This is a genomic window from uncultured Fenollaria sp. (assembly GCF_934202865.1).
Classification (GTDB): Bacteria; Bacillota; Clostridia; order Tissierellales; family Peptoniphilaceae; genus Fenollaria.
The window spans coordinates 1-22153 of the sequence record NZ_CAKPYL010000005.1 but is presented as its reverse complement, the minus strand read 5'-3'; the positions used below and the strand labels follow the sequence as shown (position 1 = coordinate 22153).

The window sequence follows — 22153 nt, the reverse complement described above, 5'->3', positions numbered from 1 at the left end:
ATTATAATAGTCTTAAGAAGGGATGATTATATGGATAATAATAAATCCAGAGCATACATAAATAAAAAGAGAAAGCTAAAAAGAAAAAGAAAGAGAAGAAAGACATTTTTCTTCACTTTAATAGTATTAATTATATCTTTCATATTAATTAAAAAAGCTAGACTTAGAAGCAATATAATTGAAAGCGCCAATGACACGCTTAACTATTACTTAGAAAAAACTGGCATAAGCAGTCCGTATAAAGATATTAAGATGGATACGAACGAAAACTATAACGGCGTTGGTCAAGAAAAGATAAGTGGCGAAGGCTATTTCACAAAGTTCACAACAGTGGATGAAAATAAAAAGACTTATACCGAGTATAAGCAAAATGTCGAGCCATGGAAGGACAATGAGTACTGGAGCGGCAATATGGAAGACTACGGCTGTGGCATCACCGCCATGTCCATAGTTTTGTCGGGCTACGGTCAAAGTCTTACGCCAGAAGATCTACGTGAGAAGTACTACCCTCGCCTCGACTACACAAAGCTTTCAAAGGAGCTAAAGAGTTACGGCGTCGACAATACGGACTTTTATTTCGACGCAAAATCTTTATCAAAGGAAAGTTTAACCAGTCATCTTAAAACGAATAGACCCATCATTGTATGTATATGGAATAAACCAGAGGAGAATCGCTTCACAAGTAAGTCGCACTACATGGTTCTACTTGCTGCGACAGATGACGGCAAAGTATACATCTCAAACCCTAACGGCGAAGAAGATAACTACAGAAGCTCGGGTTGGTACGATTTTGACGAGATAAGTCCATACTTAGCCAAAGTTATGTATATCACATCATACTAATAGAAAACACCTTATCATGCACGATAAGGTGTTTTTTGTATTTATTTACTTTTAATTAATTGATACGCCCTTCTCTCGTCACCATTTTTAAGATGAATGATGCCCGTATATACAAAGCCTAATTTATTAAGAAGAGTGCGCATAATATTGTTATCTTCGTGCGTATCGATGCGAATGTTGGCTGTATTAGCAAAAGCAAAATCTATTGCGTCCTTAAGTAAGTTTCTTCCCTTGCCAAGGCTAGCAATTCTATGAATGACAGCGTATGGCTCATCATTAAGCCACGCGCCTTGAATTTCTTTATAAGTCTCTTCACCAGAAAAGCTAAGCATAAAGACACCATATATCTCATCATCGCATGCTACATATAGCTCGCCTCTTGCTATATCATCTAAAAGTGTTTCTTCGTCAGGGTACTTGTCACTCCACTGGTGCATGTTTCCATCCGCACGCATCTTAGCCTTTGCCGCCTCATATATCGGCATGATGCTAATAATATCTTCTTTATTTGCTCTTCTAATCATTAGACCACCTCTATGCACAAAAAAAGCAGCCAAACGGCTGCTTTTCTAAGTTTATTTAAATTACTTTAATGTAACCTTTGCTCCAACTTCTTCAAGTTTCTTCTTCATTTCGTCAGCTTCTGCCTTTGGTGCAGCTTCTTTGATTGTCTTAGGAGCTCCGTCAACTAAGTCCTTAGCGTCCTTTAAGCCTAAGCCAGTGATTTCTCTAACTACTTTGATAACTTTGATCTTTTCAGCGCCAGCTTCTTCAAGAACTACATCGAAATCTGATTTTTCTTCTGCTGCTGGAGCTGCTCCGCCTGCTGCTGGAGCTGCTGCAACTGCTACTGGAGCTGCTGCTGATACTCCGAATTCTTCTTCTAGTGCTTTAACTAGTTCTGATAATTCTAGAACTGTAAGTGATTTTACTTCTTCAATTAAACTTGTAACTTTTTCTGACATTATAAATACCTCCAAAAAATTTTTTATTTATGCTTCTGCTGCTTTCTTTTCAGCAATTTGGTTAAGAGCTACAACTAAGCCCTTCATAGTTCCATTTAATACATTTGCAAAGCCTTGGATTGGTCCATTTAAGCCGCCAAGTACTTTTGCGATAAGAACTTCCTTCGATGGTAGTTCTGATAATTGTTTTAATTGATTTACATCAAATATGTCTTTATCAACTAAACCGATTTTGATTTCAAGTTTGTCATTTTCTTTAGCAAACTTATAAGCTACTTTTGCAGCTGAACTTGGATCGTCGTATGCAAATGCAACAGCATTTGTTCCTTCCAAGTACTCATCTAAGCCTTCAACGCCGAATTCGTGTAGAGCAAATCTAAGCATAGTGTTTTTGTAAACTTTATACTCAACATTGCTTTCTCTGCATTGCTTTCTTAAATCAGTAACATCTGCAACGTTTAATCCTTTATAGTCCATAAGAACTATGGATTCTGATTTTTCAAGTTTTTCTTTAATTTCTTGAACAACTTGTTTCTTTTGTTCTAAAACATGTTCTTTCACTATTTCACCTCCACTGGAAAAATAGGAACCTTAGCTAATTGCTAATCCCGTTTATAATCTATGTCAATAAAAAACCCTCTTATAGACATAAGGGGGTTGATACTGGCTTATCATATCCTCGGTAGGTAATTAAGCTTTACGCACCTACTGTCTACGGTTTATATATTCCTATTAAATTAACTCTGTTAACTAGTTTATTATATCAAAAGTTTTCTGAAAAGTCAATACTTTATTCAGTAATTTTTGAGCTATTTACTTTTACTCCAGGACCCATAGTCGAAGTAAGTGTAACAGATCTTAAATACTTTCCTTTTGCTGCAGCTGGTTTTGCTTTGATTATAGCTGACATGATAGCATTAAAGTTTTCTTGAAGCTTTTCTTGGCCAAATGATACTTTACCTATTGGGCAGTGAATGATGTTTGCTTTGTCCAAACGATATTCAACTTTACCTGCTTTAATATCTTTGATAGCCTTTTCTAGTTCAAATGTAACTGTTCCTGACTTAGGGTTTGGCATTAAGCCCTTAGGACCTAGAACCTTACCTAGTCTACCGATAAGTCCCATAGTATCTGGTGTAGCAACGATTACGTCGAAATCAAACCAGTTTTCTTTTTGGATCTTTTCAACCATGTCTTCTGCTCCAACATAGTCTGCGCCAGCTTGTTTAGCTTCTTCTTGTTTGTCTGCCTTAGCGATAACTAAAACTTTTTTAGTCTTACCTGTACCGTGTGGTAGAACTACTGCGCCTCTAACTTGTTGGTCAGCATATCTTGAGTCAACACCTAATCTGCAGTGTAGTTCAACAGTTTCGTCAAATTTTGCCTTAGCTGTCTTAATAACAACGCCTATGGCTTCATCTGATTCGAAGTATTCATTTTTATCGAATTCTTTTAAACTGTCTTGGTATTTTTTACCTCTTTTTGCCATTTTCTAACCTCCTTGTGGTAATAACGAATTTTCTCCCACCTAATAAGTAGAATTATTCTTCTACTTCGACGCCCATACTTCTTGCAGTTCCAGCAACCATGCTCATAGCTGCTTCTACACTTGCTGCATTTAAGTCTGGCATCTTCATTTCTGCGATCTCCTTAACTTGATCTTTTGTAAGCTTAGCTACTTTCTTCTTGTTTGGTTCGCCTGAACCGCTTTGAATGTTAAGAGCTTTCTTGATCAATACTGGAGCTGGTGGTGTCTTTGTGATAAAAGTAAATGATCTGTCTTGATATACAGTTAAAACAACTGGTATGATTAGACCTACTTTATCTTGAGTCTTAGCATTGAACTCCTTTGTAAATTGCATAATATTTACGCCGTGTGGTCCAAGTGCAGTTCCTACCGGTGGTGCAGGTGTAGCTTTTCCAGCCGGTATTTGAAGTTTGACAATTGCGCTAACTTTTTTTGCCATATTCGCACCTCCTCGATTTTTGTGCTTTACGCACTTTTATATATTATCTTTTATGATAATAGCTATTTTGTGATAGGGCTTACTTGATAGTATTCAAACTCTACAAGTGTGTCCCTACCAAACATATTAACAGAACACTTTATAGTGCCAGCGTCTTCATTAACTGTGTCAACTATCGCTTCGAAGCCCTTGAATGGTCCGTCTGTAACGGCTAGGTGATCTCCGTGCTTGTAGTTAACGTCCTTCTTAGTATCATCTATGATGGACTTAGTGTGAACGCCTAAGTTATAAAGCTCTTTCTCTGTCAATGGTATAGGCTTTGATTGTGGTCCAACAAAACCTGTTACTCCTCTGGTATTTCTAACTAGATACCATGATTTATCGTTGATAATCATCTTGACTAGCACGTAGCTGGGGAATATCTTTCTGGATTTGATTTTTTTGACGCCATCCTTTTTTTCTACGTATTCTTCTGTAGGCACTTCAACTTTAAAAATACCGTCAGCTGTGCCACGATTAACTATCATCTTTTCAATTGTAGCTTTTACCTTATTTTCATATCCTGAATACGTATGGATTACATACCATTTGGCATCGGCTTCTCTATCTGATAAATCGATAGAATTCGCCTTGTTTTCATTTAAATCTAAATCGCTCATTACTATTTAATAATTTGTTTAAATATAGCGCCAATTCCCAAGTCGATAAGGTATACTAATGCAGCTACAGCCACACTAATTCCAATTACAACTAATGTGTAATTAACTAAATCTTTCTTGCTAGGCCAAATAACTTTTCTCATTTCAGCTTTAACGCCTTTTAAGAAATTACTTGTTTTACCTTTCTTTTCTACTTCTGCCATGTTATCAACTCCTAAAAATTATTTTGTTTCTTTATGTGCTGTGTGCTTCTTGCAGAACTTACAGTACTTTTGAAGTTCAATTCTTTCAGTAGTGTTCTTCTTATTCTTCTTAGTTGTGTAATTTCTTTGATTGCATTCTGTGCAAGCTAATACGACCTTTTCTCTCATTTATAAACACCTCCTACTCATATAATACTCTAAAAAGTATTATACAACTACCTATATATATTATCGTAGTTTCGTCAATTTGTCAAGCTTTTTTTAAATTATTTTGATATAAAATTTATTTTCTTTCCTTATTATATATAATTCTTTTTAATTTGTTTTATTTTATAAATCTAAATCCTTTAATTTTTCTAGTTCTGCTTCATCGATGCCGGATATTTTCATGTTGTTAATCATATTGATTTTCTTAGAAATTCTTTTTTGTGTTCGCTTAGAATTTTCTATCTCTATAGCGAGCTCTCTTGAGCTAAGTCTCGAGGCGCCTCTTTGAAAAATTAGGCTTTGCTCGGCAAGGTCACTTGTAGCGACTCTTATCCTATAGCCATAAGTCATATTGGCCACTTCCCTCTCAATATATGAATCGGCTGTGATATTTTCTTTAGTAAAAACTATCTCAAGGCCCTTCACTATTTTCTTTTCGCCTTGATTGCCTTTGATCAAGTGACCATCGTAGACAAGTATGATGCGCTCTTTATTGTAGCGCATATACTCTTCCAAGATGTTCTCCAGCTCATCACGAGCGGCCTCTAGCGACTCTTCCTTTCTATCTCTCAAATGCTCCCATGAGTTGATGACGTTGTAGCCGTCAACGTAGAGTATTTGCCTAAGCCTTTTCTTTTTCATCCTTCTGTCTTAAAATTTCATACATGGCAATGGCTGCCGCATTTGATGCGTTTAATGAGTTTGTCTTGCCAAACATTGGTAGGCTGATTATAGCGTCGCAGTTCTTTTTAACAAGATCCGATAAACCTTTGCCTTCTGATCCAACCACTAAAGCTACCGGGCCTAATAGATTTGCCTTTGTGTATTTTTGGCCATCCATGTCAAGTCCGTATATCCATACGTTTCTTTCTTTAAGCTCTTTTATCGTTTGATTAAGGTTAGTAACGTTGACAACAATCATGTTATCAACCGCTCCTGCTGAAGCCTTATAAACTGTTTCGTTAACCATAGCGGATCTTCTCTTTGGTATGATAACCGCGTGAACGCCAGCGCACTCAGCTGTTCTGATGATTGCGCCTAGGTTATGAGTATCTTCAATGCCATCCAAAATTACAAAGAAGGGATCCTCGCCCTTTTCTTCGGCAAGCTTAAAGCCATCTTCAATAGTTTTATATTCAAAACCCGCTGTGAATGCGACAACGCCTTGATGTACCTCGCCCTTTGATAAGGAGTCAAGCTTTTCTCTCTCAACTCTTTGTACTATGATGCCGTGTTCATTCGCAAGGCTTAGAATTCTGCCGATTGAGCCCTTTAACTCGCCCTTTTGCACATATAATTTGTCGATGGCCCTGCCATTCTTCAAAAGTTCCATAACGGGATTTCTTCCGTATATATATTGTTCTTCCAATTTAATCCTCCAAACATAGTTTAACTAGATCCAGTAGTCTAGTGTATTCTTTCTTCAAAAATAGATATGCAATGAGAGCTTCAAAGCCTGTTGACACCTTATATGCACTGTTGTCTGTGTTCTTCGGCGCTTTATGTGACTTATGGTTTCTGGCTCTTTTAAAAACATAAAGTTCGTCCTCTGTTAGCTCATCCTTAATCTTCTCAAATGCATCTCTTTGCGCATAAGCACTTACATACTTTGTCGATAGCTTTTGCAGCTCGTGCGCCTTTAGCGGCTCTTTCGCGATGTAATATCTAACGAAGAGCTCGTAGACAGCATCGCCAATGTAGGCAAGCCTTATTGGACTCATCTCATTAATTTCAGCATCACTGTAGTCAATACCGAAAAGCTCGGTTATATCTAGATCCTTTCCCATCTTTGTCCGTCTTTGCTATCTATAATCTTTATGCCCATGGCAAGTAAATCGTCCCTAATCTTGTCAGCCTTTGCATAATCTTTATTTGCTCTTGCTTCATTTCTCTCGTCTATCATCTTTTTAATCTTTTCTTCGTCTTCGCCGAGTGATTCTTCTTCACCAGAGTTCATCACTGCTTCACTATCATCAAGGCCAAGAACTTTTAGTAAATCATTTAATTTATCTTCTATATATTTTGCGCTTTCATAATCATCGTCTTCAAGCTTATTAATTATCTTAACAATATTGAAAATGCATGTAAGTGCATCAGCTGTATTAAAATCGTCGCTCATAGCGGCTATAAAACCAGCTACTTCATTGTCAACGTCTTTGACGATCTCATCTGAAGCTTTTTTGCCTGTATCTTTAATCGCTTCAAGTCTCTTAAGAGCGTTGTGTATCCTCTTAACCGAGTTTTTTGCTCCGTCCATGCCTTCTTTAGTAAAGTTCATTGGCTTTCTATAATGAGTTGACAAGATAAAAAATCTTACCGTATCCTTATCATAATCGTCAAGCAAATCCTTAAGCAAAATGAAATTGCCTAGTGATTTACTCATCTTTTTGCCATCAACATTGACCATACCATTGTGTAGCCAATACTTTGCGAATGGCTTTCCTGTTAGAGCCTCACTTTGTTGAATTTCATTCTCATGGTGAGGAAACTCTAAATCGCTGCCGCCAGCGTGTATATCAAGCGTATCTCCTAAGATTGCCCTACTCATAGCAGAGCACTCAATGTGCCAGCCAGGTCTACCGTCGGACCATGGTGATGCCCAGTGTGGTTCATTTGGTTTCGCCTTCTTCCAAAGAGCAAAGTCCAGTGGGTTTTTCTTCTTTTCATTTATATCAACTCTTAAACCTGAGATAAGGTCGTCGATGTTCTTCTTAGAAAGTTTTCCGTAGTCCTTCGCCTTAGTAGTGTCAAAGTAAACATCGCCATCTGACTCGTATGCAGCACCCTTATCAACAAGCGCCTTAACAAAGTCTATGATCTCGTCCATATGTTCAGTCGCTCTTGGATTTATATTGTCATAGTCATAAATGCCAAGCCTGCCTGCAACATCTTTGAAGCGCTCAATATACTTTTCAGCCACTTCGTTTGAAGTGATACCGCTTTCGTTCGCTTTATTAATTATCTTATCGTCTACGTCAGTGAAGTTAAAAACGTACTTTACGTCGTAGCCCATGAATATCAAAAATCTTCTAACTGTATCAAATACAACTAAAGGTCTGGCATTGCCTACATGTATGTCATTATAAACAGTAGGACCACAACAATAAAAGTTCACCTTAGTATCGTTTATTGGTTTGAAATCTTCTACTAATCCACTTAGTGTGTTGTGTAATTTAATCATAATTGCCTCCTTATATAATAATATAGATATTTTATCATAAATATGGCTTTTAGTCAATGGATTTAAGCGTGTAAAGCGCCTTAATCTAAGTGCTTTAAATAAATTATTTTTATTTATGTGAAAATGTTTTTGCACATAAAAAGAGCTGTGAAATAAATCACAACTCTTGACACAATTTAAACTTTATTATTAATTTTTCTCTCTATACACTTTGCTTAATAAGTATCTCTCCTTGCCAATGGTCTTCTTGCCATACTCAATCGCGCCTGTCGGACACTTCGCGATGCATGATGCGCAGTGAGTGCACTCGCCGTTCCAAACTGGGTAGCCGTCCTTGTAAGTAATGTTATTTAAAACGCAATTCTTAGCACAAAGGCCGCACTTGATGCACTTATCTGTATAGTAAAATTTCTTGTCGCTCACTATGAACTTAAAGAAAACCTTATTAACAAGGCTCGACTGAACTTTTCCAGCAAAGCCGCTCTTCACTTCAGCAAATGCTTTTCTCTCTTTGATAATGGCCGCTGCCTCATCAATCTTTGCCTTTGCTTCATCAATTAACTTTCTATTGTGCTCGTCGGAGTCAAGATTGAATAGCATCAAATAATTTTCTGGCATCTTTATGCCATAAAGGCCTTTAAAATTTAGTCCAAGCTTTTTAGTATTTTCTCTAATGTATTTCTCTGCGTTTCCACATGAGTCGCCATAGTTTAAAATTACGTAGATCTCTTTCGATCCAGTAAAAGTGCAGCCCAATAAGTACTCCGACAAAAATCTTGGCACACGCCAGCTATATGTTGGCGCAACTAAGACGAATGGCTTTTCTGAGTGAAAGACGCCCTTCTTGCCGCTCTTTATGTAAGTGAATAAATCAAGCGCTTCATCAGCCAAATCCTCGGCTAGTTTCTTCGCTATGTATTCACTATTACCTGTTCCTGAAAAATAAAGTATCATATCTACTCCTTATCTTTATAAAACATTTTATTCTCTTACTAATAAGGCTAGGGATTCGGCGTGGCTTGTCTTAGGGAAGTTATCAAATACTTCCACTAGCTTTATCTTGTAGCCTGCCTCAATAAATTCTTTCAAGTCGTTTACATGCGTTTTTGGGTTACATGAGACGTAAATTATCTTTTCCGCCTTATAATCGATTAGCTTCTTTAAGGCTTTTGGATGAACTCCTTCACGCGGTGGGTCTATGACGATGGCGTCTGGTCTTTCCTCTACCTCGTCTATAACTTTTAAAACGTCTCCATTAATTGCTTCTACGTTAGCTATGCCATTTAACTCGCATGTTTGGCGTGCCTTTCTCGATGCTTCTTCGACTATTTCTATCGAATAAACTTTTTTTGCCTTCTTCGCAAGTATCTGTGCTATTGTCCCTGTGCCTGAGTATAAGTCAAATAGCACGTTCATTTGCTCTTCTGCTAGTAGCTCTTGAATGCGGCTATACATTCTCTCAGCTGCTCTTGAATTAGTTTGGAAGAATGAGAATGGTCCTATCTTGAACTTTAGTCCAAGAAGCTCTTCGTCTATATCTTCTTTGCCATAAACAAGAATTAATTCATCTGCTTGAACCACGTCTGATACGCCGTCATTTTTTGTATGGTAAATAGATTTTACTTCACCATCCAAATTTAGCTCAAGAAGTATTTTTACAAAGTCATCTTGTACTTCATAGTCTGATGTCGTTACTAAGTTGATAAGGATCTCTTTAGTGAAATAGGCTTTTCTGATAACTAGGTGCCTTAGAGCGCCCTCATGAAGCTTCTTATGGTAATAAGTGATGCCCTTTGCCTTAAAGTACTCAAGTACCGCTACTCTGATTTTTGTAAAATCGTCATCTACTATATTGCAATCGTCTGTCTCAACTACTTCGTAAAAGCGTTTCTTCTTGTGTAGGCCAAGGCTTAAGGTCCTTGCCTCATCGCCTCTATCGGAAAAAGTATACTCCATCTTATTTCTATAGCCTTCTATTTCTAGTGATGGATGAAAAAGCATTTCTCCATCAAAGACCTCACTATACAATTTTGCGAGCATATCCTTTTTTATCTTAGTCTCGTCCTCATAATGAAGTGTCTGATAAAGGCAGCCGCCGCAGTCCTTATAGTGAGCGCATGGAGTGCCGTTTTCAAGTGGACTATCTTCAAGTCTTTCTATTACGTCGCAATAATAAACGCCATGCTTCTTTCTCTTCGTCCTTATACGAAGCTTGCGTCCTATAATTTCGTTCTTCACTATATATTTTTTATCTTCATAAAAAGCAAAAGCAAGGTTTGGATACTCTTGCTCTTGCATAATTAAATCTAATTCTTCTCTTTTATTTCTCAAGTTCTTTCACCATAAAATCTATAAGTTTCTTTGCTGGGTCGTCCTTATAATTTTGCTCTAAGCTTCTAAGGATATTGCCCCTAACATCTTCGTTGTTCATAAAGGTATTAAGCGCTTCGACCTCGCGATAAATCTTTGATGAAGCAAGTATAAGCTGATGATTTGTTAAAAATTCAACGTTTCTTGCCTCTTGTCCTTGAATTGGATCGACAACTATCATCGGTAAGCCTTTTGCGATGCACTCACTCGTAGTAAGTCCGCCCGGCTTTGTAATAATGATGTCCGCTGCACTATAGTACTCTTCGATATTTGATACGAAGCCCACTATCTTTATAGGATGCTTTAAAGACATCTTCTCAATCTTCTTAAGAAGTGTCTTTCTCTTTCCTAAAAAGACTACTACTTGAAAATCGTTTGGCAGCTTATCTATCCTCTTAAGTGCCTTGTCGACTCTTACGTGACTCATCGAGCCGCTCATCAGTAAAACTGTTTCTTTGTTCTCATCAAGGCCAAGTTTCCTTCTCATCTCTTTTTTGTCAAGATGATCGAAAAATTTCTTGTGTATAGGAATGCCAAAGTGAAGAGCCTTTCTTAGTGGTATCTCTTTCCTTTGCATTTGTATCTCAAGATCTTCATGTGGCGTAACTAAGTAATCAAGCCCAATACTGTCCTCCCAGAATGGATGTACAGTAAAGTCAGTTATGATGCCTACTGTCAGTCCATTGTAAAAACCATCTTCAACGATATCGCTTAGAAGGTTACCTGCAAAAACATGTGTAGCTATGATGGCATCAGGCTGAAATTCGTCAATGAACTTCTTTATCTCTACAGAAAGCATCTTTTGCGCTATCTTACGCGGCTGAGCACCGCTTGAGTCCTGTATCTTTTTATCTGCTGAATCATAGCTTGCTCCATAAAGGCTTGGGAAATAGTTTATGCTCATATTGTAAAAACCATTGGCAAAGTCTTTAAGCCAATCACCATTGATCTGGCAAATATCTACGACATGGCTTTCTATGCCGCGGCTTTTAAGCTCATTATCTAAACTTCTTGCTACTGAGTTATGTCCCTCACCTGCAGTAGCTGTCAAAATAATAGTTTTCAAATCATTCTCCTTAATCTATATACCTAACATAATTCTTGCTACGGCAAAGTAAACAAGAAGTGATGTTGCGTCTACTATAGTGGTGATTAGTGGCGACGCCATGATGGCTGGGTCAAGTTTAATCTTCTTCGCGCCAATAGGAAGAAGTCCGCCAACTAATTTAGCTAGCATAACTGTAAACATAACTGAAATGGATACAGTGATGGCTATCTTTGGATCTTGGTCTGGATGAAGTAGTCTTATGCGTCCAAAGTTTACTAGTGATAAGGCTAAGCCCACTAGTATTGATACTTGAAACTCTTTCCAAAGTACTTTAAATGCGTCTTTTGGCTCTATCTCGCCAACTGCTAGTCCACGAATTACAAGTGTTGCACTTTGGCTACCTGCGTTTCCGCCAGTATCCATTAGCATAGGAATGAAGATTAATAGTGCCGGTATCGCTGCTATATAGTCTTCGAAGCGTTGTAGAATTGATCCAGTTAGTGTAGCTGATATCATTAAGAATAGTAGCCACGCTATCCTGTGTTTTGCTAGCGTAAAGGCTGGTGTGTCTAAGTACTCTTCTTCGGATGGACTTAAGGCAGCCATCTTTTGGAAGTCTTCTGTTGCTTCTTGTTCGATGATATCGATAACGTCGTCAACTGTGATGATACCGACGATTCTTTCTTCGTTATCAACAACGGGTACGGCAACGAAGTCATACTTTTGTATTACGCCTGCGACTACTTCTTGGTCTTCGTAGACATTGACATAAACAACATCTCTGTTCATTATGTCTCCGATAACTGTGTCGTCATCCGCAATTACTAAGTCTCTTAGTGATACTATTCCTTCTAGCTTTCTATTTGCGTCTATTACATAAATAGTATAGATTGTTTCTCTTTGTAGGCCGACTTTTTTAAGTCTTTCCATGGCCTCTTTAACTGTTAGTGTCTTCTTAACCGAGCAGTACTCGATGGTCATTATGCTTCCAGCTGAATCCTCTGGATAGTTTAGAAATTGGTTTATTAACTTTCTTTCACTCGGACTAGACTTTTCAAGTATCTTATCGACAATGTTAGCTGGCATCTCTTCAAGCATGTCAATCTTATCATCGAAGAAGATCTCTTTAAGGATGTACTCAACATCCGCATCAGTACTTGTCGCTATGATGTCTTGTTGCTGCTCGCTATCGAAGTATGTAAATACATCTACAGCTTGATCTTTAGGAAGGAGTCTGAAGATAACTGTTGCATCAGTTACCTCCAACTCGTCCAAAATTTCTGCTACATCGGCGGCATTCATATTAGATAGCTTTTGAATCAGGGCTTTCGGCTTCTTTCCTTTGTATAAGTCTAATATTTCAATTTTGTCTTCTTCGAGCTCTACTTCTCTTCTGTCGTTGTCCATGATGAATACCTCCTTTTATAGTATTTTTAAAAATTAATTATAGATTTGATCAGCTGTAAAGCCGTTTCCTAATCTAATGTAGAATCTTAATAGTTCTTCTAGTGCATATGCTGGAACTGGTCCAACTAGTTCTGATGACTTAACTGTAACGCCATAGCTTTCTGCTTCGCTCTTGATAGTTTCAAAAACTCTATGAATAGGTGTCATTTCATAATTAACTAAGTTCATAGATACTTGAGTGCATTTTTGATCTTCGATTGGTAGAGCAATAGCTCTTACAGCTGTGTATCCACCAGTCTTTGCTCTAACTGATCTCATAACAGCTTTAGCGATATCCATATCTTCAGTATTTAGATAAACGTTGAACGCGATCAATGGGAATCTAGTTCCTGTAACAGTTGCACCGCTCTTAGCGTTGAACTTTCTTTCGCCTTCGTCTGGAGTCCAGTTTTCAGCGTCTTGTAGTCTTTCTTCAAGGCTTTCATATTCGCCTTTTCTTAGCTTAACTAGTGATTTTCTATCTTCTCTAGTAGCTGAGTCTTCATAGTAAAATACTGGAACGCCCTTTGAGCCAACATATTTACCAAAAGCGTGAACTACTTCGTTCATTTCATCAGTTGTCATGTCCTTAACAGGCACCCAAGCTGCAACGTCAACAGCACCTTGTCTAGGGTGTGAGCCGTGTTGAGTAGTCATGTCGATTCTTTCAAATGCAACGTCAACAAGTCTCTTAGCTGCTTCTAGAGTGTCTTCAACACTTCCTTTGAATGTGAATACACTTCTGTTGTGGTCTGAGTCATAGTTAAGGTCAACCATAGTAACCTTGTTGTCCTTAAGAACTGCTGCCTTAATTTCTTCAATCGTGTCAATATTTCTACCTTCAGAAACATTGATTTCTGCCATAATAGTTTTCATATTTACCTCCTAATACAAAACATTTGCGTATACTTTTATCTCGCTATCAGTAAAAAATCTAAAGTCCGCACCATCTTCATTAAGTCTGTATGCGATCTTGACGTCTTCACCTAGCAAGCACTGCTTTTGATACTTTATCTTTAAATCTTTAATTCTCTTATCTGTTAATTTTGATACTTCTTCAACGTAGACCCCGTTGTTGACATGCTTGTAGCCGTCGATATAGTCCTTCTTAATCACAAAGTCAGTGATATTATCACTGCCATCGTAATAGGCGTCGCCAATATTTTCTTCATCGAAAAGCTTAGTTAAATCCTCTCCGAAATTATCTGCCCTAACTGGTCTTAAGGTCTTTTTATCAACGTAGATAACTTCAACAGTCCCCTTGAATAGCATCAAATCATTTGCTTTGACAATGAATTGTCTATAAGAAAAAAATCTATCTACCTTAGTAGGCGTTGTATATATAGAAATATTTTCATAATCGGCATCATAGAAAGCATCAGTAAAATGCATATTCCACCTATATATCATCCAAGCTACTTTATCGTCGCTGTAGCCATGCTTATATAGCTGCTCAAAACAAGAGTCTCCCAGCAAGAGAAATAGCTTTCTTATATCTTTCTCCATAAATGGAGCATCTTTTCTATATATTTCCATATTATCTCCTTATGTAAAGCCCTTATAAAAGGGCTCTTAATTACGCATTTAAAGCTGCCATCAAGTGTTCTAGGTCTAGGCCGTGTACTTGGCATGCTTCTTCAATTGATTCCATTTGGCTAGAAGGGCAACCAACGCATCCCATACCGTGTTCCATAAGGATGTATGCTGCCTCTGGCTTTTCTCTTAATAGATCACCTATTAACATATCTTTTGTTATTTCCATAATATCACCTCTCTTTGTATATACCCAAATTGGCTTAAATTATTTATTATTTATTTTCTAATTTATCAGCAACTTCATCTGCAATTTGACGAAGCACCATGTAATCATCTTTGCTTGGAGCACTCTTTGTTTCAACTGTAGTCTCGATTATATCCATAGCTGATGAGTCTCTAAACTCCTTTAGTGCCTTAAGCGCGCCGCCTGACCAGCTGTATGAGCCGAAGACAGCAACTACTCTGTTTTGTAATTTATTCATCTTAAGAACATTAACCAGGTCATTCATAAGTGGGAATAAGTCGTTATTGTATGTGCACGAGCCAAGTATAAGAGCTTTGTACTCCCAAATTTCGTTTAGGATGTAGGACTTGTGAGTCTTTGACACGTCGAACATCTTTATGTTCTTAACGCCTCTTTCAGCAAGTCTTCTTGCTATAGCCTCAGCCATCATCTCAGTGTTGCCATACATTGTTCCATAAACAATAACTGCACCGTCCTCAGTCTCTTGCTTAGACCATTTGTCGTAGCATTCGATAATCTTGTTTGGATTTTCTCTCCAAACTGGTCCATGAACAGGGCAAACCATGTTTATCTTAAGTCCTTCAAGCTTCTTAAGTGCAGCTTGAACTTGTTTTGAGAACTTTCCTACTATGTTAGAATAGTAGCGTCTTGTCTCAGATTTATACATATCCCAATTCATTTCGTCGTCAAAGATAGTTCCGTCAAGCGCACCAAAGCCACCGAATGCGTCCTGTGAGAATAGTATGCCAGACTTTTCTTCGTAGCTAACCATTGATTCTGGCCAATGCACCATAGGTGTCTTGACAAATTTAAGTGATACTTCGCCCAAGTCAAGAGTATCGAAGTCATCAACAAGGACCAAATTGTCCTTAACATCGTAGAAGTTTTCAAGAAGCTCAAATGTTTTCTTGTTGCCTACTAGTTTAACATTTGGATATAGATCAATAATCGTTTCAATCGCACCAGAGTGGTCTGGCTCCATGTGATGAATAACTAAGTAGTCAAGGTCTCTTCCCTCAAGCACTTCCTTTAGTTTTGTCACAAAGTCATCCACCTTTGTTATCTTTACTGTGTCAAGTAAGGCAGTCTTTGTTGACTTGATTACATAAGAGTTGTATGAAACGCCTCTTTCAAGTGGCCATTGATTTTCAAATAGTTGAGTTTGTCTGTCATTAACTCCGATGTAATACAAAAAATCATTTATCTTTACTGATAACGTGTTCATTAATATCACCCCAATTCATTATATAATAAAGGAAAGAATATTTCAAGCACTTTATAGTCAATATACTTGAAAAAACTATGGCTTCGTTATATAATATTGATATGAATTTTAAAAGAAATGTTGTGATTAAATGAATAAAGTATTAGGTATCATAGGTGGGCTTGGTCCAGCTGCTTCGGTTTACTTTCAAAATCTACTTGTCAATATGACTAAAGCCGATCAAGATCAAGAACACTTAGATTACATCGTAATGAGCAGAGCATCAACTCCAGATAGAACGCTTTTCCTAACTGGCAAAAGCGATAGGAGTCCTCTGCCTTACTTAATTGAAGACGCAAAGAAGCTTCAAGCTGCCGGCGCAAACGTCATTTGCATGGTGTGCAACACAAGTCATTACTTCTTCGATGAGGTCGCTTCGTCAGTTGACGCGCGCTTTGTTAATATGCTTGAAGAGTCAGTTAAGCTTGCCATAAGTAAGGGCAAAAAGTGCATCGGCCTTATGACTACAACTGGCACTATGAAGACCGAGCTCTATCCTAAGACATGTGAAGAGCATGGCATAGACTACGTTGTCTTAGATGATGCTTGGCAAGAAAAAATTATGGAAATAATCTATGGCGAGATAAAAGCCGGCAAAGAATGCGATATAGAACTCTTTCACTCCATCATCGATGAGTACAAAAGGCACGGCTGTGACTGCGTCCTTCTTGGCTGCACAGAGCTTTCAACCATATATATAGACAAGGGCTTCGACAAGGACTTCTTCATAGACTCATCGACCGCTCTTGCAAAAAAATGCCTTGAACTATGCGGAAAAGATATTAAAGAAGGATACTAATATGTTAGTAAAAGATATTATAAATGGACTTGAAATAAGTAATGAAACTACTGATATAGGCGGCGTAGAGATTGATGACATCGTCTACAATAGTAAGTACTCGCGCAAAGGCACTATCTTCGTTGCGCTTAGAGGCGCTCTTAGCGATGGCCACAAATACATTAAGGACGCTTATGATAAAGGTGTTCGCGTCTTTGTAGTGGAGGACGATAGCGCTGCCCACGTTTATGGCAATGCCGCTTTTATAAAAGTCACTGACACAAGAAAGGCACTTGCCATCATCTCAAGAAACTTTTTTAATAAGCCTGATGAAGATATTAAGATGATTGCAATCACTGGCACTAAGGGCAAAACTACTACAGCTAACATCATATACGAAGCGCTTAAAAAGATGGGCGCAAGGCCTGGCATCATCGGCACTAATGGTGTTTTTTACGCAGACAAAGAGGAAGCTGTTGATAATACTACGCCTGAGAGCTACGAAGTATACAGAATACTGAATAATATGCGTGAAGCGAAAATCACTCACTGCGTTTTAGAGGCTTCGTCCATTGGCCTTAAGATGAAAAGATTATTTGGCATCACTTTTGATATAGGCGTCTTTACAAATATTTCGCACGACCACATAGGCGGCATCGAGCACCCAGACTTTGATGATTATTTTAAGAGCAAGATGCTTTTAAAGGACGTTTCGAAAAAATTTATATATAATAAAGACGATGCTAAGCTAAAAGAAGCCATTCAAAATTCGATTAGCTTCTCTATTGATGAAGCTAGTGATTATAAAGCCGAAAATATAATCGTGTCTGACGATATATTTAAGATACAAAGTGATTTTGATATTAATGGCAAAAGATTTGAGGTAAAGAGCATATCCTACTACGATATATATAATTACCTAGCTGCCATCAGCGTGATGAAGGAGCTTGGATACGCGTGGGACGAAATCATTAGCGCGGTTAAAAATATATCTATACGCGGCCGCTTTGAAGAGATTAATGTCAATGATAGGCTCTACATTATTGACTACGCTCACAATTACATCTCTTTAAAGTCAATTCTTGAGACTGTGAATAAATTTAAGAAGAATAGAATTATAACTGTATTTGGCTCTGTCGGCGGAAGGAGCGAGAAAAGGCGTGAGGAGCTTGCTGAAGTAAGTGACGCGCTCGCTGACATAAGCATAGTTACTTCTGACAATCCAAACTTTGAAGAACCGATGAAAATCTGTAATGAAATCGCTTCCTTTATCAAAGGACATCACTATACTGAGCCTGATAGAGCTAAGGCGATTGACTTGAGTTACGAAATTTCTGAGATAGGCGACATCATTGTCGTAGCTGGTAAGGGTCACGAAACTTATCAGCTAATTAAGGGCGAAAAGGTCCACTACTCTGACAAGGAGTGCATTTTGAAAATAAAGGAGGCGCATGATGCATAAGTTTAAACGAAGCATAATCACCATACTTATAGCGCTGATGCTATGCACAAATCTAAGCTTTGCAAAGGATTTAGAAGTAAAAGATACGAGAGCATATATACTCTACAACGTTGAAACTGACTCCATCATAGCGAGCTCTGCGAATATTAATGAAAGCGTACCCATAGCCTCTGTATCAAAGCTTATGACTTTTTACATAGCTTTAAATAAACTAAAGAGCGGCGAAATTCATGAGAGTGACGAAATTGAGATAAAAAGTGAAGACTGCTACCCTACTGGAAACAGATTAGGTATCAAACCTGGTGAAAGATATACGCTTAAGAGAATGCTTGAGATAATGATGACAAACTCGTGTAATGACGTTACCGCAGCCATCGCAAGACACATAGCTGGAAGTGAAGCAGCTTTTGTAACTATGATGAATGAAAAGGCAAAGGAGCTTGGCTACAACGGCGCAGTATTTTATAATGCACATGGCCTACCTCGCCTGCCTGACCTTAAGCAAAACTCGATGTGCGCGAAGGACGTTTTAGATTTATCAAAGAGGATAATCAAAGAACATCCAAACTATATTGACTACACGATAACAGTAGCGATTGATTACCCTGAGAAGAATTATCACGAAGAAAACACTAATCCGATTTTTGGTCGCGAGGGCGTTACTGGACTTAAGACAGGAACAACAAGAGCCGCAGGCAACTGCTTTGTAGCGACTTTCCACACAAGTGGTGACGGCGTTAAAACCGAAGACAACGAATTTATCTTTGTAATGCTTGGAGCCAAAACTAAAGAGCTTCGCATAAAAAACTCTGCTTATGTATATGAATACGCCTTAGATAATTATTCGAAAAAGATACTTCTTTCGAAAAAGTCTAGTAAAATCGCTAAATATGGCCTTGATGATTACAAAGAAGAAATGCTCGAGATAGAACCAAAAGAGGACTTCGTTCGCTCACTTAACAATGGCATCAACACCGAAACAAAATTTATTATGGACGCAGACCTTGATTATAGTCACGTCAAAGAAGGCGACGTGATTGGCGAATATAAAGTCTACATCGATGGCGAAGAAGTCTTCAAAACAGATGCCATCGCTATGAACAGCTTAACAAAGAAGACCATCTTCGATAGAATATATGAGTTCTTTATGAATGTGTGGAGCTTTGAAAAACTAAGTACAGCTGAATAATATTTGTATAAAGATAGATTAAGGTAGCTAGCAAATTGCTGGCTACCTTTTTGTGCAAAACTATTTTTTATCTTTTAATTTTTCATTCATTAACTTTGCCACCTTTTTATATTTCATGTATTGCGCATACCATAATAAAAGTGCAATTCCAACAGGTACTATAAGCATCTTAAGTATCTCACCTAGTCCGTAGCCTTCTTGTATAAAGCCGAACTTAAGAAAAACTAGTATCATTATCCCTACCCCTGTGCACATATATATGATTGACTTAAGCGCTATGCTCATAGATTTAAGATCATATATAAGCGATGGTATGCCGTATCCAAGACCTATTAATAATGTTGCAATCATCGCCTTAGTAAAGCCATATGATCCAAGATTAAGCACCCCGCCTGAGCCTTGCTCTTTGCCTATAAGGCCAAAGACTGTAAAAAATAAGGATACTGATATAGCATATAACGTAGACTTAATTAATTTTTTAAATTTCATAATAACACCTCATATTCCTAAATAATTTTTCAAATCGGATATATAATTTCTCGTTACATAATCTTTCAATGAGTTTTCAAGAAAGACTGTTAAGCTTCCACTAAAACCAGCTTCAACTCGTTTTAGCTTGTCCGCATTGATGATGACCTGCTTTGATATACGTATAAAACTTTTTGGTAGCCTATCTTCAAAGCTCTTTAAGCTATCCTTAGATAAGTATCTATCACTTTCAAGATATATCGCTAGTCCCTCTGCCTCCACTCTTAAGAGATAAATCTCCTCTGGCTTAATTATGATTTTGCCATCATCCTTTTTTACGATGATGGGTTTACTGGCACTATCTAATAATGCTACTAGTCTCTTGACTTCGTCAGTGACTTTATCAGTTCGAATAAGTATCTCTGGCTCTTTGTATTCGTTTGAGAGCTCTATATTAACTTTCATACTATATCCTCCTTTCTTGTCTTAATTATACTATAGGTTTACTAATATAAATTTGTTTTTAACTTAAGATGCATTTAATCTCATATAAGAGGCAAAAGAAAAGCCCCGAATTGATTCAGAGCTTAGTCTATAAACTTTTAATAGTCAAAGTATAGTACTCCCTTCTAATTAATTACAATAAACTAATAACATATCACTACATACTTAATAAATAATAATTTAACTTTCTTTAATCAAAATTATATTAATACCCATGCCTATTAATGATCCTATAAAATTTAATATTATATCGTCCACATCGAAAAATCCAATTTTGAATAATAATTGTATGCACTCAATTGAAAATATTACAGATAAGCAAATTGCTAAAGTCTTAAATACATTTTTACTGTTCTTATTCGAAACAAAAAATCCTAAGGGTATAAAGACTAGAATGTTAGCAATAATGTTTTTAAAAGCATAAGGCTCTGTAATATTTCTTAGGTATGGAGATATGCTTCTAAATGGAATTAAGTTTATATTTCTTAAACCATCTTTTTCATTTTCAATTATGCTATTATGTAAGAATATGATTCTTTCAAAACTGCCATCGAATTTTAAAACGACAAAGAGAATCAAAAAAGCAATATAGATATAAAATAATATTTTTATTAATTTTTTATTTTTCATTTCTTAGGCTCCTAATATTTTAAAGGGGAAAGAAAATCTCTTCCCCCTTTAATCATATTCTTAAAAATTATTTATTTTCAAAGTTTTGTGTTACCTTTGCATCTTTTAAGTCTATCATACCATTGTCATACAAGTGGCATGCGCAGAAGTGTTCAGGTTTTAACTCCTTAAGTTCAGGTTCAACTTTGTGGCAGATGTCCATAGCATATCTACATCTGTTAACAAATTTACATCCTGGTGGAGTGTTGATTGGTGAAGGCACTTCTCCTTCAAGCTTGATTCTGTTCTTTGCTGATCCTGCATGTGGGTCTGGTACTGGTATAGCACTCATCAAAGCTTGTGTATATGGGTGAAGTGATGCTTCATAAATTTGTGAACTTTCTGCAAGTTCAACGATTGATCCAAGGTACATTACTGCGATTCTGTCAGAAATGTGCTTAACCATGGATAAGTCGTGTGAGATAAACATGTATGTTAAGCCAAGTTCGTCTTGAAGCTTGTTTAGTAGGTTAACGATTTGCGCTTGAATAGATACGTCTAGAGCTGAGATAGGTTCGTCGCAGACAATGAATGATGGTTCTACGGCAAGTGATCTTGCTATACCAACTCTTTGTCTTTGTCCACCTGAAAGCTCATGTGGGTATCTAAGAGCGTGCTCCTTGTTTAGACCTACCTTGTCAAGTAATTCATTTATCTTAGCTTGTCTTTCTTCATGACTATAGTTGAAGTGAACATCCATACCTTCAGCAATGATGTCACCAACTGTGATTCTTGGGTCAAGTGATGCATATGGGTCTTGGAAGATGTATTGAGCATTCTTCTTGAAGTCAATAGCTTCCTTACCTCTAAGTGAGTGAATATCTTTACCGTTAAATAAAGCTTCACCCTTAGTAGCTTTATACATACCAAGAACTGTTCTACCACAAGTTGTCTTGCCGCAACCAGATTCACCTACAACGCCGAATGTTTCCCCCTTGTAGATGTCAAAGCTAACATTATCAACAGCTTTAAGAGTTTTACCCTTGCCAACATTGAAGTGTTTACTTAAATTTTTAACTTCTATAAGTTTTTCAGTAAATTTAGCCATTAATATGCTCCTCCTCTCATTGCATCCCAGTCAATATCTCCAGCTAATTCATGTTCTAGCCAGCACCAGTTGTGGTGTGTTGGAGAAAGCTCAGTCTTAGGA

The 22153-nt window shown here is 37.5% G+C and carries 28 protein-coding genes and 1 other annotated feature; of the genes, 4 read left to right on the top strand and 24 right to left on the bottom strand.

Annotated features, from left to right (window positions below; all coding sequences use genetic code 11):
- The first annotated feature begins 30 nt into the window (after window positions 1-30).
- On the top strand, window positions 31-843 hold the full coding sequence (locus Q0E71_RS01260) for a C39 family peptidase (protein ID WP_294795118.1): 813 nt from the start codon (window positions 31-33) through the stop codon (window positions 841-843).
- A gap of 41 nt (window positions 844-884) precedes the next feature.
- On the opposite strand, the gene Q0E71_RS01255 is transcribed toward Q0E71_RS01260, so the two are convergent.
- The 20 genes from Q0E71_RS01255 to Q0E71_RS01160 all read right to left on the bottom strand — a co-directional run bounded on the left by Q0E71_RS01255 (window position 885) and on the right by Q0E71_RS01160 (window position 15894).
- Window positions 885-1367: a GNAT family N-acetyltransferase gene (locus Q0E71_RS01255; protein WP_294795116.1), complete on the bottom strand. Its 483-nt coding sequence runs from the start codon at window positions 1365-1367 to the stop codon at window positions 885-887.
- A 60-nt stretch (window positions 1368-1427) separates the two neighbouring features.
- Window positions 1428-1811 (bottom strand): 50S ribosomal protein L7/L12, encoded by a 384-nt coding sequence (gene rplL, locus Q0E71_RS01250; protein WP_294795184.1) that lies wholly within the window; start codon window positions 1809-1811, stop codon window positions 1428-1430.
- Window positions 1812-1835: 24 nt separating this feature from the next.
- On the bottom strand, window positions 1836-2369 hold the full coding sequence (gene rplJ, locus Q0E71_RS01245) for a 50S ribosomal protein L10 (RefSeq protein WP_058260022.1): 534 nt from the start codon (window positions 2367-2369) through the stop codon (window positions 1836-1838).
- A gap of 59 nt (window positions 2370-2428) precedes the next feature.
- Window positions 2429-2544, bottom strand: a sequence feature (ribosomal protein L10 leader region).
- Window positions 2545-2598: 54 nt separating this feature from the next.
- Complete coding sequence (gene rplA, locus Q0E71_RS01240; RefSeq protein WP_294795111.1) at window positions 2599-3297, bottom strand: 50S ribosomal protein L1; 699 nt, start codon at window positions 3295-3297, stop codon at window positions 2599-2601.
- A gap of 52 nt (window positions 3298-3349) precedes the next feature.
- Window positions 3350-3775, bottom strand: coding sequence for a 50S ribosomal protein L11 (gene rplK / locus Q0E71_RS01235; RefSeq protein WP_019213924.1), 426 nt, complete (start codon window positions 3773-3775; stop codon window positions 3350-3352).
- A 62-nt stretch (window positions 3776-3837) separates the two neighbouring features.
- A complete protein-coding gene (nusG, locus tag Q0E71_RS01230; protein ID WP_242854189.1) occupies window positions 3838-4434 on the bottom strand; it encodes a transcription termination/antitermination protein NusG in 597 nt (198 codons plus the stop codon).
- Between the two features lie 2 nt (window positions 4435-4436).
- Window positions 4437-4637, bottom strand: coding sequence for a preprotein translocase subunit SecE (secE, locus tag Q0E71_RS01225; protein WP_294795104.1), 201 nt, complete (start codon window positions 4635-4637; stop codon window positions 4437-4439).
- Window positions 4638-4655: 18 nt separating this feature from the next.
- Window positions 4656-4805, bottom strand: a complete 150-nt coding sequence (gene rpmG, locus Q0E71_RS01220; protein ID WP_019213927.1) for a 50S ribosomal protein L33 — start codon at window positions 4803-4805, stop codon at window positions 4656-4658.
- 162 nt (window positions 4806-4967) lie between these two features.
- On the bottom strand, window positions 4968-5486 hold the full coding sequence (locus tag Q0E71_RS01215; RefSeq protein WP_294795098.1) for an NYN domain-containing protein: 519 nt from the start codon (window positions 5484-5486) through the stop codon (window positions 4968-4970).
- Window positions 5467-6213: a 23S rRNA (guanosine(2251)-2'-O)-methyltransferase RlmB gene (gene rlmB, locus Q0E71_RS01210; RefSeq protein WP_294795095.1), complete on the bottom strand. Its 747-nt coding sequence runs from the start codon at window positions 6211-6213 to the stop codon at window positions 5467-5469. The genes Q0E71_RS01215 and rlmB overlap by 20 nt, the downstream gene beginning before the upstream one ends.
- A 1-nt stretch (window position 6214) precedes the next feature.
- Window positions 6215-6631 (bottom strand): Mini-ribonuclease 3, encoded by a 417-nt coding sequence (locus Q0E71_RS01205; RefSeq protein WP_294795092.1) that lies wholly within the window; start codon window positions 6629-6631, stop codon window positions 6215-6217.
- On the bottom strand, window positions 6616-8025 hold the full coding sequence (cysS, locus tag Q0E71_RS01200; protein WP_294795090.1) for a cysteine--tRNA ligase: 1410 nt from the start codon (window positions 8023-8025) through the stop codon (window positions 6616-6618). The genes Q0E71_RS01205 and cysS overlap by 16 nt, the downstream gene beginning before the upstream one ends.
- A gap of 189 nt (window positions 8026-8214) precedes the next feature.
- Window positions 8215-8979: an EFR1 family ferrodoxin gene (locus Q0E71_RS01195; protein ID WP_294795087.1), complete on the bottom strand. Its 765-nt coding sequence runs from the start codon at window positions 8977-8979 to the stop codon at window positions 8215-8217.
- A gap of 27 nt (window positions 8980-9006) precedes the next feature.
- Entirely contained in the window at window positions 9007-10356 is a 1350-nt protein-coding gene (gene rlmD / locus Q0E71_RS01190; protein WP_294795084.1) for a 23S rRNA (uracil(1939)-C(5))-methyltransferase RlmD, read from the bottom strand.
- Window positions 10346-11461: a glycosyltransferase gene (locus Q0E71_RS01185; RefSeq protein ID WP_294795081.1), complete on the bottom strand. Its 1116-nt coding sequence runs from the start codon at window positions 11459-11461 to the stop codon at window positions 10346-10348. Before Q0E71_RS01185 ends, rlmD begins: the two co-directional genes overlap by 11 nt.
- 15 nt (window positions 11462-11476) lie before the next feature.
- Window positions 11477-12850, bottom strand: coding sequence for a magnesium transporter (gene mgtE / locus Q0E71_RS01180; RefSeq protein ID WP_294795079.1), 1374 nt, complete (start codon window positions 12848-12850; stop codon window positions 11477-11479).
- Window positions 12851-12883: 33 nt separating this feature from the next.
- A complete protein-coding gene (ftcD, locus tag Q0E71_RS01175; RefSeq protein ID WP_294795076.1) occupies window positions 12884-13765 on the bottom strand; it encodes a glutamate formimidoyltransferase in 882 nt (293 codons plus the stop codon).
- Between the two features lie 9 nt (window positions 13766-13774).
- Window positions 13775-14425 carry an acyl-ACP thioesterase domain-containing protein gene (locus Q0E71_RS01170; protein ID WP_294795071.1) on the bottom strand — a complete coding sequence of 217 codons (651 nt, stop codon included), beginning with the start codon at window positions 14423-14425 and terminating at the stop codon, window positions 13775-13777.
- Between the two features lie 40 nt (window positions 14426-14465).
- Complete coding sequence (locus Q0E71_RS01165; protein WP_294795067.1) at window positions 14466-14651, bottom strand: DUF1858 domain-containing protein; 186 nt, start codon at window positions 14649-14651, stop codon at window positions 14466-14468.
- A 46-nt stretch (window positions 14652-14697) separates the two neighbouring features.
- Complete coding sequence (locus tag Q0E71_RS01160) at window positions 14698-15894, bottom strand: FprA family A-type flavoprotein (RefSeq protein WP_294795064.1); 1197 nt, start codon at window positions 15892-15894, stop codon at window positions 14698-14700.
- Between the two features lie 130 nt (window positions 15895-16024).
- Here Q0E71_RS01160 and Q0E71_RS01155 point away from each other — a divergent pair, with 130 nt between their 5' ends.
- The 3 genes from Q0E71_RS01155 to Q0E71_RS01145 are packed head-to-tail and all read left to right on the top strand — an operon-like array spanning window position 16025 to window position 19362.
- Entirely contained in the window at window positions 16025-16732 is a 708-nt protein-coding gene (locus tag Q0E71_RS01155) for an aspartate/glutamate racemase family protein (RefSeq protein ID WP_294795061.1), read from the top strand.
- 1 nt (window position 16733) lies between these two features.
- Complete coding sequence (locus Q0E71_RS01150) at window positions 16734-18173, top strand: UDP-N-acetylmuramoyl-L-alanyl-D-glutamate--2,6-diaminopimelate ligase (RefSeq protein ID WP_294795058.1); 1440 nt, start codon at window positions 16734-16736, stop codon at window positions 18171-18173.
- Window positions 18166-19362 (top strand): D-alanyl-D-alanine carboxypeptidase family protein, encoded by a 1197-nt coding sequence (locus Q0E71_RS01145; protein WP_294795055.1) that lies wholly within the window; start codon window positions 18166-18168, stop codon window positions 19360-19362. Before Q0E71_RS01150 ends, Q0E71_RS01145 begins: the two co-directional genes overlap by 8 nt.
- 60 nt (window positions 19363-19422) lie before the next feature.
- On the opposite strand, the gene Q0E71_RS01140 is transcribed toward Q0E71_RS01145, so the two are convergent.
- From Q0E71_RS01140 to Q0E71_RS01125, 4 genes are all read right to left on the bottom strand, one after another.
- A complete protein-coding gene (locus tag Q0E71_RS01140) occupies window positions 19423-19851 on the bottom strand; it encodes a DUF3021 domain-containing protein (protein WP_294795053.1) in 429 nt (142 codons plus the stop codon).
- 9 nt (window positions 19852-19860) lie between these two features.
- Complete coding sequence (locus Q0E71_RS01135) at window positions 19861-20295, bottom strand: LytTR family DNA-binding domain-containing protein (RefSeq protein ID WP_294795051.1); 435 nt, start codon at window positions 20293-20295, stop codon at window positions 19861-19863.
- Window positions 20296-20514: 219 nt separating this feature from the next.
- A complete protein-coding gene (locus tag Q0E71_RS01130; RefSeq protein WP_294795048.1) occupies window positions 20515-20964 on the bottom strand; it encodes a VanZ family protein in 450 nt (149 codons plus the stop codon).
- A 67-nt stretch (window positions 20965-21031) separates the two neighbouring features.
- Window positions 21032-22051 carry an ABC transporter ATP-binding protein gene (locus Q0E71_RS01125; RefSeq protein ID WP_294795045.1) on the bottom strand — a complete coding sequence of 340 codons (1020 nt, stop codon included), beginning with the start codon at window positions 22049-22051 and terminating at the stop codon, window positions 21032-21034.
- Between the last annotated feature and the right edge of the window lie 102 nt (window positions 22052-22153).

What these genes read in the sequence shown, in the direction of transcription:
- Q0E71_RS01260 (WP_294795118.1), top strand. Translation starts at nt 31, where the DNA reads ATGGATAATAATAAATCCAGAGCATACATAAATAAAAAGAGAAAGCTA.
- Q0E71_RS01255 (WP_294795116.1), bottom strand. Translation starts at nt 1,367, where the DNA reads ATGATTAGAAGAGCAAATAAAGAAGATATTATTAGCATCATGCCGATA.
- rplA (WP_294795111.1), bottom strand. Translation starts at nt 3,297, where the DNA reads ATGGCAAAAAGAGGTAAAAAATACCAAGACAGTTTAAAAGAATTCGAT.
- rplK (WP_019213924.1), bottom strand. Translation starts at nt 3,775, where the DNA reads ATGGCAAAAAAAGTTAGCGCAATTGTCAAACTTCAAATACCGGCTGGA.
- nusG (WP_242854189.1), bottom strand. Translation starts at nt 4,434, where the DNA reads ATGAGCGATTTAGATTTAAATGAAAACAAGGCGAATTCTATCGATTTA.
- secE (WP_294795104.1), bottom strand. Translation starts at nt 4,637, where the DNA reads ATGGCAGAAGTAGAAAAGAAAGGTAAAACAAGTAATTTCTTAAAAGGC.
- rpmG (WP_019213927.1), bottom strand. Translation starts at nt 4,805, where the DNA reads ATGAGAGAAAAGGTCGTATTAGCTTGCACAGAATGCAATCAAAGAAAT.
- Q0E71_RS01215 (WP_294795098.1), bottom strand. Translation starts at nt 5,486, where the DNA reads ATGAAAAAGAAAAGGCTTAGGCAAATACTCTACGTTGACGGCTACAAC.
- Q0E71_RS01205 (WP_294795092.1), bottom strand. Translation starts at nt 6,631, where the DNA reads ATGGGAAAGGATCTAGATATAACCGAGCTTTTCGGTATTGACTACAGT.
- cysS (WP_294795090.1), bottom strand. Translation starts at nt 8,025, where the DNA reads ATGATTAAATTACACAACACACTAAGTGGATTAGTAGAAGATTTCAAA.
- Q0E71_RS01195 (WP_294795087.1), bottom strand. Translation starts at nt 8,979, where the DNA reads ATGATACTTTATTTTTCAGGAACAGGTAATAGTGAATACATAGCGAAG.
- mgtE (WP_294795079.1), bottom strand. Translation starts at nt 12,850, where the DNA reads ATGGACAACGACAGAAGAGAAGTAGAGCTCGAAGAAGACAAAATTGAA.
- ftcD (WP_294795076.1), bottom strand. Translation starts at nt 13,765, where the DNA reads ATGAAAACTATTATGGCAGAAATCAATGTTTCTGAAGGTAGAAATATT.
- Q0E71_RS01170 (WP_294795071.1), bottom strand. Translation starts at nt 14,425, where the DNA reads ATGGAAATATATAGAAAAGATGCTCCATTTATGGAGAAAGATATAAGA.
- Q0E71_RS01165 (WP_294795067.1), bottom strand. Translation starts at nt 14,651, where the DNA reads ATGGAAATAACAAAAGATATGTTAATAGGTGATCTATTAAGAGAAAAG.
- Q0E71_RS01160 (WP_294795064.1), bottom strand. Translation starts at nt 15,894, where the DNA reads ATGAACACGTTATCAGTAAAGATAAATGATTTTTTGTATTACATCGGA.
- Q0E71_RS01155 (WP_294795061.1), top strand. Translation starts at nt 16,025, where the DNA reads ATGAATAAAGTATTAGGTATCATAGGTGGGCTTGGTCCAGCTGCTTCG.
- Q0E71_RS01150 (WP_294795058.1), top strand. Translation starts at nt 16,734, where the DNA reads ATGTTAGTAAAAGATATTATAAATGGACTTGAAATAAGTAATGAAACT.
- Q0E71_RS01145 (WP_294795055.1), top strand. Translation starts at nt 18,166, where the DNA reads ATGCATAAGTTTAAACGAAGCATAATCACCATACTTATAGCGCTGATG.
- Q0E71_RS01140 (WP_294795053.1), bottom strand. Translation starts at nt 19,851, where the DNA reads ATGAAATTTAAAAAATTAATTAAGTCTACGTTATATGCTATATCAGTA.
- Q0E71_RS01135 (WP_294795051.1), bottom strand. Translation starts at nt 20,295, where the DNA reads ATGAAAGTTAATATAGAGCTCTCAAACGAATACAAAGAGCCAGAGATA.
- Q0E71_RS01130 (WP_294795048.1), bottom strand. Translation starts at nt 20,964, where the DNA reads ATGAAAAATAAAAAATTAATAAAAATATTATTTTATATCTATATTGCT.
- Q0E71_RS01125 (WP_294795045.1), bottom strand. Translation starts at nt 22,051, where the DNA reads ATGGCTAAATTTACTGAAAAACTTATAGAAGTTAAAAATTTAAGTAAA.